The organism is Edaphobacter sp. HDX4 (genome assembly GCF_036877565.1).
GTDB lineage: Bacteria > Acidobacteriota > Terriglobia > Terriglobales > Acidobacteriaceae > Edaphobacter.
On sequence record NZ_JAEDXW010000077.1, the window covers coordinates 1 to 255 of the forward strand.

At 58.4% G+C, this 255-nt stretch carries 1 protein-coding gene; it reads right to left on the bottom strand.

Annotated features, from left to right (window positions below):
- A partial coding sequence (locus JAO29_RS23185) for a Maf family protein (RefSeq protein ID WP_334270656.1) occupies positions 1-147 on the bottom strand: 147 nt, incomplete at its 3' end.
- Positions 148-255: the final 108 nt, after the last annotated feature.

A 255-nucleotide genomic window follows, 5' to 3' on the forward strand; every position in this document is an offset into this window, starting at 1 on the left:
CTCCATCGCGAGCCGCTGGACGTAAGTAGCAGCAACCTCGCCTTCCTGGATCCGCTCGTCGATGTCGGCGGCCTCCACGTTGAAGTCGAGGCCTGCCACTCTCAGCAGTTCGCTGCGGCGAGGCGATGATGATGCGAGTATCAGCATTTCAGGCTTATCTCTCCATCTTCGCTAGAGTAATGTGAGCCTGCATCACGTGGGTCGATCTGGGAGCGAGAGTGATCTGATTCGGTCCTGCGTTTACCGTCTCCACGC